Annotated in this window: 7 protein-coding genes; 5 read left to right on the plus strand and 2 right to left on the minus strand. The window is 72.2% G+C overall.

What is annotated here, in order from left to right; genetic code table 11:
- Positions 1–83: 83 nt before the first annotated feature.
- Positions 84–1,346, minus strand: coding sequence for a carboxylate--amine ligase (locus ACFWFR_RS13705; RefSeq protein ID WP_377623321.1), 1,263 nt, complete (start codon positions 1,344–1,346; stop codon positions 84–86).
- Positions 1,343–2,779 (minus strand): NADP-dependent phosphogluconate dehydrogenase, encoded by a 1,437-nt coding sequence (gene gndA / locus ACFWFR_RS13710; RefSeq protein WP_354505253.1) that lies wholly within the window; start codon positions 2,777–2,779, stop codon positions 1,343–1,345. Before gndA ends, ACFWFR_RS13705 begins: the two co-directional genes overlap by 4 nt.
- A 183-nt stretch (positions 2,780–2,962) precedes the next feature.
- Between gndA and ACFWFR_RS13715 the strand changes: the two genes are divergently transcribed.
- The 5 genes from ACFWFR_RS13715 to ACFWFR_RS13735 all read left to right on the plus strand — a co-directional run bounded on the left by ACFWFR_RS13715 (position 2,963) and on the right by ACFWFR_RS13735 (position 9,728).
- On the plus strand, positions 2,963–3,553 hold the full coding sequence (locus ACFWFR_RS13715) for a DUF3000 domain-containing protein (RefSeq protein WP_377616530.1): 591 nt from the start codon (positions 2,963–2,965) through the stop codon (positions 3,551–3,553).
- Positions 3,550–4,956 carry a ribonuclease D gene (locus ACFWFR_RS13720; protein ID WP_377616419.1) on the plus strand — a complete coding sequence of 469 codons (1,407 nt, stop codon included), beginning with the start codon at positions 3,550–3,552 and terminating at the stop codon, positions 4,954–4,956. Before ACFWFR_RS13715 ends, ACFWFR_RS13720 begins: the two co-directional genes overlap by 4 nt.
- Positions 4,957–5,078: 122 nt before the next feature.
- Positions 5,079–6,125, plus strand: a complete 1,047-nt coding sequence (locus ACFWFR_RS13725; protein WP_377623322.1) for a lipid II:glycine glycyltransferase FemX — start codon at positions 5,079–5,081, stop codon at positions 6,123–6,125.
- 207 nt (positions 6,126–6,332) lie between these two features.
- On the plus strand, positions 6,333–7,598 hold the full coding sequence (locus ACFWFR_RS13730) for a thiolase family protein (RefSeq protein WP_377623323.1): 1,266 nt from the start codon (positions 6,333–6,335) through the stop codon (positions 7,596–7,598).
- Between the two features lie 3 nt (positions 7,599–7,601).
- Positions 7,602–9,728, plus strand: a complete 2,127-nt coding sequence (locus tag ACFWFR_RS13735) for a 3-hydroxyacyl-CoA dehydrogenase NAD-binding domain-containing protein (protein ID WP_377623324.1) — start codon at positions 7,602–7,604, stop codon at positions 9,726–9,728.
- Positions 9,729–9,775 lie beyond the last annotated feature (47 nt).

Consider the following 9,775-nt stretch of genomic DNA (forward strand, 5'->3'; position numbering starts at 1 on the left):
CCACCAGGTGGTGACGGCCCCTCGCTCTGTCCGGTCCGCTCGTCAGGGCGGGGAGAGGGTCGGTGCGCTCGGCACCGACGGTCTCAGTAGCCCGTCGTGGTCGGTTCCGGGTAGTGCTTCTTGTACTTGCGGTAGAAGTTCTGGGTCATCGCCTCGACGACCAGTCGCCTCTTGAGCCCCCCGTCCTTCGAGTACTTCAGGGGGTTCACCGCGTCGCCACGGTCCTTGACCGCCTGCAGCCGGATCCGCAACGAGGGGTCCAGGATGTACTTCTGTAGGAGCCGGAACGGCACCACCGAGTACAGGACCTCCTTCGTGGCCAGCAGAGGCTCGATCGACCTGCCGAGGACCCGGTCCTCGACGAGCGCACGAGCGATGTTGGCCCCGGCCGCGGTCACGTAGTAGTTGTTGCGACCGATGCGCGGGTTCACCTCGAAGTACACGTGCCGGCCCGTGCGGGGGTCCAGCTTGTAGTCGAAGTTGGCGAACCCGGTGTACCCGACGTTGTCGAGGAACCGGCTCGCGGCCTCCATGGCGTCCTCGTACGGCTCGGTGAGGATCGCCGCGGGGATGCCCAGCGTGCCCGGGGTGTGCTCCTCGAGGAGCACACGACCCGTGGCGAGCAGGGTGATCACGCCCCGCGTGTCCCGGTAGGCCGTGAGCGAGCGCATCTGCGTCTCGTCGCCCGGGATGAACTCCTGGACGAGGAACGTCCCGGGGTACCCCGCGGTGACGAGGTGCCCGAGCAGCTCGTCGAGCTCGGCGCGCGAGTCGACGTGGTGGATCTTGCGCTTGCCGGGGAACGAGACGTAGTGGTAGTCCGCGCTCGAGGACGGCTTGGCGACGACCGGGAACTCCAGGTCGACGCGCAGCGCGGGGATCGCCGCGAGCCCGCCCTCCGCGACGAGCTGCGGCACGCTGACCGCGACCGTGCGCGGCGTGGGGATGCCGAGCCGGTCGCAGACCTCCGCGAAGCCCTCCTTGCTCGAGACCTGCTCGAGGACCTCGAGCGTGCAGTAGGACATGACGTACTTGTCCTCGAGCCGCGCGCGGTTCTCGACGATCGACCGGACGAACCAGTCGGCGTTGGTGAGCAGCACGAGCGTCTTGCCGGGGTGCTGGGCGGCGACGCGCTCGAGCGCGGTGACGAGCACCTCGGGGTCGTCGATGCCGGGCGTCACGACGTTCGTGACGAACGACGAGTCGGCCATGGCGCGCGTGGCGACGCTCGAGATCACGACGGCGTCGGTCCCGTACTGCTCGTGGAACGCGCGGACCATCGCATAGACGCCGATGTCACCACCGACGCCGACAGGCAGGAGATCGGGGAGAGAAGTCCCCGTCATGCGTTGGACTCGCTGCGGTCGCCGGACCACTCGGTGTGGAACACGCCCTCCTTGTCGACGCGGTGATAGGTGTGGGCACCGAAGAAGTCGCGCTGGGCCTGGATGAGGGCCGCGGGCAGGCGCTCGGCGCGCACCCCGTCGTAGTACGCGAGCGAGGACGAGAACGCAGGCGTGGGCACGCCGTTGAGCGCGGCCTGGGACACCACGCGACGCCACGAGGACACGCCTTCGCCGACGGTCTGCGTGAAGTACGGGTCGGCCAGGAGCAGCGCGAGGTTCTCGTCACGCTCGTAGGCCTCGGTGATGCGGTTGAGGAAGCGGGCGCGGATGATGCAGCCCCCGCGCCAGATGCGGGCCATGGCGCCACGGTCGATGCCCCAGCCGAACTCCTCGGAGGCTGCGGCGATCTGGTCGAAGCCCTGCGAGTACGCGACGACCTTCGACGAGTACAGCGCGCGGCGCACGTCCTCGATGAACGCGTCACGGTCCGTGATCTCCCACTGGCCCGCGTCGGCCGGCAGCACGCCGACCGCGGCCGTGCGCTGGGGCACCGAGCCGGACAGCGCGCGTGCGAACGTGGCCTCGGCGATGCCCGTGATCGGGACACCCAGGTCGAGCGCGTTCTGGACCGTCCAGCGGCCCGTGCCCTTCTGCTCGGCACGGTCGAGGATGATGTCGACGAACGCCTTGCCCGTCTCTGCGTCGACGTGCTGGAGCACGTCGGCCGTGATCTCGATGAGGAACGACTCGAGGTCGCCCTTGTTCCACTCGGCGAAGATCTGGCCGATCTCCTGGGCCGAGGCGCCGAGCCCCTGCTTGAGCAGGTCGTACGCCTCGGCGATGAGCTGCATGTCGGCGTACTCGATGCCGTTGTGGACCATCTTCACGAAGTGGCCCGCGCCGTCGGGACCGACGTAGGTGCAGCAGGGCACGCCGTCGACCTTGGCCGAGATGTCCTCGAGGATGGGGCCGAGGGTCTCGTACGACTCCGGGGCGCCACCGGGCATGATGCTGGGGCCGTTGAGCGCGCCCTCCTCGCCGCCGGAGACGCCGGTACCCACGAAGTGCAGGCCCTTCTCCTTGAGCTCGGCCTCACGGCGGCGCGTGTCGGGGAAGTGCGCGTTGCCGGCGTCGATGATGATGTCGCCCTGCTCGAGGAGCGGGACCAGCTCGGCGATGACGGCGTCCGTCGGGCCGCCGGCCTTGACCATGATGACGACCTTGCGGGGACGCTCGAGCGAGGCGACGAAGTCGGCCATCGACTCGGACGGGACGAAGTCGCCGTCGTCGCCGTGGTCGGCGACGAGCGACTGGGTCTTGGCGAAGGAGCGGTTGTGCACCGCGACCGTGTAGCCGTGACGAGCGAAGTTGCGGGCCAGGTTGCGGCCCATGACCGCGAGTCCGGTGACGCCGATCTGTGCGCGGGCTGTCATCTGCTGTGCTCCTCGGGGGTAGGTGCTGGCTCCGGCGAGCAGGAGTGCCGGGCGCCGGCGGGACATGCCGACGACGGGCGTCGGCGGACACTCCCGACAGCCTAGTCCGGCGATCACGATTCGATCTCCTCCGCGCGCCTAACCTCCACGATGTGGACATCTGCTCGTACTGTGCAGCGTGTGATCAAGTCCGGAGAAGCCGCGGCACCACCCGACTTCCTCCGCGCCCTGGAGTCGGTCGGGCGGCGGAGGCTGCGCCCCGAGGTGCGGCTCCAGGAGGTGCCCGCTCCGGGCAGGATCGCCCCGTTCGCGCTCGCGCTCACGGGTGAGGTGGCCGGGCCGGACGGCTCGGGCGAGGAGCTCGCGACCGGTCGCTTCATCCTGCTGCACGACCCGGCGGGCCAGGAGGCGTGGCACGGCACGTTCCGCGTCGTGACGCTCGTGCGCGCGACGCTCGAGCCGGAGATGGCCACCGACCCGCTCCTGGCCGAGGTCGCCTGGACCTGGCTCGACGACGCGCTCTCGCACTCGGGCGCCGACGCCGTGGCCGAGGGGGGCACGGTGACCCGCGTGCTCTCCGAGAGCTTCGGGGCGCTGGCAGGCCAGGCCAACGACGTCGACCTCGAGATCCGGGCGTCGTGGACCCCCACCTCGACCGACGTCGGAGCTCACCTCGAGGCCTGGTCGACGCTCCTGTGCACGGCCGCGGGGCTGCCCCCGTTGCCGGACGGCGTGACGTCGTTACGCCCGCGACGCAATACCGTGGGTCCATGAGCTCGGCCCACACACCCTCCTTCTCCTCGCGCCGGTCCGCCGGCCGCGGCCCCTCCGGCGACGCCGGCACGGCACGCGACGCGTCGCCCGACGTCCTCGTCGGCGCCTCGGCGCCCCCGGCCGCACCTGACGACGTCGCGGACCCGTCCGCCGCCCCGGCCGTGACCCCGCTCACCGAACCGGCCGACGGCGTCGGTCCGGTGATCGACACGCCCGAGGCCTTCGCGAAGGTCGTCGAGGCCTACGCCGCGGCCTCGGGCCCGGTCGCAGCGGACGCCGAGCGCGCGTCGGGCTACCGGTACGGCCAGCGCACCTACCTGGTCCAGGTGCGCCGCGAGGGTGCGGGCACCGCGCTCATCGACCCCATCGCGATCCCCGACCTCTCGCCGCTGCGCGAGGCCGTGGGCGACGCCGAGTGGATCCTGCACGCCGCGTCCCAGGACCTGCCCGGGTTCGCCGAGCAGAACCTGTACCCCGCCCGGATCTTCGACACCGAGCTCGCGGCACGCCTCCTCGGCATGGAGCGCGTGGGGCTGGCGGCCGTGATCGCCGAGGTCCTGGGCCTGGGGCTCGCCAAGGAGCACTCCGCGGCCGACTGGTCCACGCGCCCCCTGCCCGAGGACTGGCTGAGGTACGCCGCGCTCGACGTCGAGGTCCTCATCCCGCTGCGCAAGATCCTCGGCGAGCGGCTCGAGGAGCAGGGCAAGGCCGAGTGGGCGGCCCAGGAGTTCGAGGCCGTGCGCACCGCTCCCCCGCCCCCGCCGCGCGAGGAGCCGTGGCGGCGCACGTCGGGCGTGCACGCGCTGCGCAACCCGCGCAGCCTCGCGGTCGTCCGCAGCCTCTGGGAGGCGCGCGACGAGAACGCCCGCCGCCGGGACATCGCCCCAGGACGCGTCCTGCCCGACCGTGCGATCGTCGCCGCCGCCCAGGCCATGCCGCGCTCGGTGCCCGAGCTGGTCAAGCTGCCCGCGTTCTCGGGCCGCAACACGGCCCGTCGGGCCGCGGCCTGGCAGCACGCGATCGACCAGGCGCTCGCCCTGCCCCAGGACGCGCTGCCCAGCGCCCGGGGGCCGCGCAGCGACGCCCCGCCGCCCCCGCGCGCGTGGGCCGACCGCGATCCCGACGCGGCCCAGCGGCTCGACGCCGCGCGCGTCGTGGTCCAGGAGCTGTCCGACGAGCTCTCGGTGCCGCTCGAGAACCTCTTGCAGCCGGACGCCCTGCGCCGCGTGTGCTGGACGCCTCCTTCCCCGCTCGACGCCGAGCACGTCGCGCAGTTCCTGCGCGGCCGCGGCGCGCGCGAGTGGCAGCTCGACCTCGTGGCCGAGCCGCTCGCCCGTGCCCTGGCCGACCCGGCCTCGGTCCCGCGCCCTGCCCCGACCCCGACCCCGGAGAGCGCCCCGTAGGTCCTTCGCGCGGGGCTCGCCGACACCGTCGCCCACCCTGGCCGAGGTCCTGGACGTCGGCCGGGGTGAACGGCAAGAGACGCCGTCGTCCGGCACTTCCCCTCGCCGGTAAGGTCGGGGGCATGCTGCCCGAGTCCTCCTCCTTGACCGTCACGACGATCACCGACCGCGCCGCCTGGGACGAGCAGGTGCTCGCGATGGGTGGTCACCCGCTCCAGCTCTGGGGGTGGGGCGAGGTCAAGGGGGCCGGGGCCTGGACCCCTCGCCGTCTGCAGGTCACGGGCTCGGACGGCACGGTCCTGGGCCTCGCGCAGGTCCTGGTCCGCTCGCTGCCCGCGCAGTTCAAGGCGCTGAGCTACGTGCCCCGCGGCCCGGTCGTCATGCCCGACGGCACGGGCTACCCCGCGACCCGGTCGGGCGTCACGGAGGCCGTGGTGCGCTGGTGCCGCGAGAACGTCGGCGGCGTGGGCATCACGCTCGAACCGGACTGGGACGCGGGGACCTCCCTCGAGCTCGACGGCGCGGTTCCCGCGGTCAACCCCGTGCTCTACCCGACGACCCTGATCCTGGACCTGCGCAAGACCCCCGACGAGCTCATGGCCGACATGGCCAAGAAGACGCGCCAGTACATCCGCAAGTCGGAGCGCGAGGACCTCGAGTTCCGTGCCGTCACGACTCGCGCCGAGCTCTCCGCGTGCCTGCGCCTGTACCGGCAGACGGCCGAGCGGGCCGGGTTCGGCCTGCACGAGGACTCCTACTACGAGCTCGTGTTCGACCAGCTGGGCGAGCACTCGCCCGTCTTCGCGGCCTTCGCCCGGTCGAGCGAGGGCGGTCCGCACGACCGGCCGGTCTCGTTCGTGTGGTTCGCGGCCTCGGCCCGCACGTCGTTCGAGCTGTACGGCGGCATGGACGAGGAGGGGCAGCGCCTGCGGGCCAACTACGGTCTCAAGTGGTACGCGATCAACGCGATGCGCGAGCGCGGCGTGCTGCGCTACGACGTCAACGGGCTCCTCAACGACGGCATCTCGACGTTCAAGCGAGGCTTCGCGAGCCACGAGGACGAGCTGCTCGGGAGCATCGACGTGCCTTTCTCGATGTGGTACACCGCGTGGAACAAGGGCTTGCCGACCGCCAAGAAGGTCGTGCGCAAGCTGCGCGGGGGCCACTGAGCCTCCCCGGGGCGAGACTGCGTATCGCGCGTCGCGCGCCCAGGTGACACCGACGGACCCGGCCCGACCCCACTGGTTGGGCGGGTCCGTCGGCCGTTGTAGATACTCGGTCTCACACTTTCGTGCATTTTCCCGGTACCGCGGGTAGCCTGTACCAACGCTGAGCGGTGACGCTCAGGGACACCGCCGTCCAGATCAGGAGATGCCATGACTGTGGCCAGCAAGGGTTCGGGCTCGCGCCGGACCGTCCGCGACGTCGTCTTCGTCGAGGGGGTGCGTACGCCGTTCGGCAAGGCCCGTCCCGACGGCATCTACGCGAACACCCGTGCCGACGACCTCGCCGTCAAGGCCGTGCGCGAGCTGCTGCGCCGCCGCCCCGAGCTCCCGACCGAGCGCATCGACGAGGTCGCGCTCGCCGCGACGACCCAGACGGGCGACCAGGGCCTGACCCTCGGCCGCAGCGTGGCCGTGCTGGCCGGCCTGCCGAAGTCCGTGCCGGGCTTCGCGATCGACCGCATGTGCGCGGGCGCCATGACCGCGGTCACCACGACCGCGTCGGCCATCGCGATCGGCGCCCAGGACGTCACGCTCGCGGGCGGCCTCGAGCACATGGGCCACCACCCCATGGGCGAGGGCGCGGACCCCAACCCGCGCTTCGTCGCCGAGAAGCTCGTCGACTCCACGGCCCTGGTCATGGGGGCGACCGCCGAGAACCTGCACGACCGCTTCCCGCACCTGACCAAGGAGCGCGCGGACGCGTACGGCGTCGCGAGCCAGGCCAAGTACGCCAAGGCGCTCGCCAACGGGGACGTGACCCCGGACCTGGTCCCGATCGCGCTGCGCGACCCCCAGCAGGGCTGGGGCCTGGCCACGGCCGACGAGCTGCCCCGCCCGGGCACCACTCTCGAGGACATCGCACACCTCAAGACGCCGTTCCGCCCCGGCGGCAAGGTCACCGCGGGCAACGCGTCCCCGCTGACCGACGGCGCCGCGGTCTCGCTCCTCGCGGCGGGCGACGTCGCCGCCGAGCTCGGCCTGCCGGCCCGCATGCGCCTCGTGTCGTTCGCGTACGTGGGCGTGGACCCCGAGGTCATGGGCATCGGTCCCATCCCCTCGACCGAGAAGGCCCTCGCCCAAGCCGGTCTGGGCATCGAGGACATCGGCCTGTTCGAGATCAACGAGGCCTTCGCGGTCCAGGTCCTGGCGTTCCTCGACCACTTCGGCATGCCCGACGACGACGCTCGCGTCAACCAGTACGGCGGCGCGATCGCGGTGGGTCACCCTCTCGCGGCGTCGGGCGTGCGCCTCATGACCCAGCTGGCGCGCCAGTTCGAGCAGCACCCCGAGGTCCGCTACGGCCTGACCACGATGTGCGTGGGCCTCGGCATGGGCGGCACCGTGGTCTGGGAGAACCCGCACCACGCCGACTACTCCGGCCACACGACCGACGCCTCGACGAACGCGGAGAACTGACTCATGAGCACCCAGACCACCGCGCCCCGTGCCGAGCGCGTGACCCACTCCCTCGTCCGCGACGTCGAGCTGCCGGGCGGAGCGGGCACGCTCGCGCTCCTGACCCTCGACAACGGCCTGGACCACACCAAGCCCACGACGCTCGGGCCGGGCGGCATCGCCGAGCTCACGGCCGCGCTGACCGCGCTCCAGGCCCGCGCGGCTCGCGGAGAGATCGCGGCCGTCGCCGTGACGGGCAAGCCCTACTTCCTCGCCGCGGGGGCGGACCTCACGCAGGTCGCCACGGTGCGCACACGCGACGAGGCCCTCGAGCTGGGCCGGGGCGGCCACGCGGCCTACCGCCTGCTCGGCGAGATGGGCGTCCCGACGTTCGCGTACATCAACGGCCTGGCCCTGGGCGGCGGCCTCGAGGTCGCGCTCAACTGCGACTACCGCACGGTCGCGACCGACGCCCCCGCGCTCGCGCTCCCCGAGGTCGGCCTGGGCCTGGTCCCCGGCTGGGGCGGCGCCTACCTCGTGCCGCGCCTCGTGGGCATCGAGAAAGCCATGGACGTCATCCTCACGCGCCCGAGCGCCAACAAGCCGTTCAAGGCCAAGGAGGCCTTCGAGATCGGGCTGGCCGACGCGCTGTTCGAGGCGCCCGACTTCCTCGAGCACTCGATCCGCTGGACCGCCGACGTCGTGCGCGGCACGACGGTCGTCGAGCGCCGCGAGCTCGACCCCGCCCCGGTGTGGGACGCGGTCGTCGCCGGTGCGCGCAAGCAGCTCGACGCGGTCGTGCACGGGTCGCGGCCCGCACCCTACCGGGCGCTGGACCTCCTGGCCGCGGCCCGCACCGCGACCAAGGACGAGGCCTTCGCGGCCGAGGACGAGGCCCTGGCGGACCTCATCATGTCCGACGAGATGCGCGCGAGCGTCTACGCGTTCCAGCTCGTCTCGCACGGCAAGCGCCCCGCGGGCGCCCCGGACCCGAAGATCGCCCGCCCGGTCACCTCGGTCGGGATCGTGGGCGCGGGCCTCATGGCGGCTCAGCTCGCGCTCCTGTTCGCGCAGCGCCTGGGCGTGCCCGTGACGATGCGCGACCTCGACGCCGAGCGCGTGGAGCACGGGCTCGCCTACGTCCGCACGACGGTCGAGAAGCTCGTCACGACGGGCCGCATGAGCAAGGACACGGGGGCCAAGGTCCTGTCCTCGGTCCACGGCACCACGGACATCACCGAGTTCTCGCGCTGCGACTTCGTGATCGAGGCCGTGACCGAGGTCCTGGGCCTCAAGAAGAAGGTCTTCGCCGAGCTCGAGGGCATCATCGGGCCCGACACGATCCTCGCGACCAACACCTCGGCCCTGTCCGTCACGGAGATGGCCGCGGACCTGGCGCACCCCGAGCGGGTCGTGGGGCTGCACTTCTTCAACCCCGTCGCGCAGATGCCGCTCGTCGAGGTCGTCCGGGCCGAGAAGACCTCGGACGAGGCTCTCGCCACCGCGTTCGCGGTTTCCAAGGCCCTCCGCAAGACCGCGGTGGGCGTCGCCGACCGTCCGGGCTTCGTGGTCAACCGCCTGCTCGTGCTGCTCCTGGGCAAGATCGTGGAGGCCGTCGAGAACGGCACCTCGGTCGAGGTCGCCGACCGTGCGCTGCGGCCGCTCGGCCTGCCCATGGGACCGTTCGCACTGTTCGACCTCGTGGGACCGGCAGTGGGCCTGCACGTCCTGACCTCCCTGCGCGAGGACCTGGGCGACCGCTTCCCGTCCTCCCCCGGGCTCGAGAAGCTCGTGGCCGAGGGCACCAAGGTCGTCCTGCCGGCTCCGGCGCGCGGCATCCCCGCGAACGTCGACCCGGCGATCCAGGCGTACTTCGGCACGGGTGAGGCCGGCGGTCCGGGCGCGCTCGACGAGGCGGGGGTCCTGGACGAGGTGCTCACCGCTCTCACGACGGAGATCGGCCACATGCTCGACGAGGGCGTCGTCCAGGGCCCCGAGCAGATCGACCTCTGCATGATCCTGGGCGCGGGCTGGCCGTTCCACGACGGCGGCATCACGCCGTACCTGGACCGGACGGGTTATTCGGAGAAGGTCCTGGGCCGCCGCCTCCTGCCCGACGGCGTCGCGAACGTCCCGGCGCAGGTCGCCTGACGCGTCGTTCACCCCTCGCACCGGACCCGAGGGTGGTCGGTCAGCTC

The organism is Oerskovia sp. NPDC060287, from assembly GCF_042726775.1.
In the GTDB taxonomy this organism is placed as follows: domain Bacteria; phylum Actinomycetota; class Actinomycetes; order Actinomycetales; family Cellulomonadaceae; genus Oerskovia; species Oerskovia merdavium.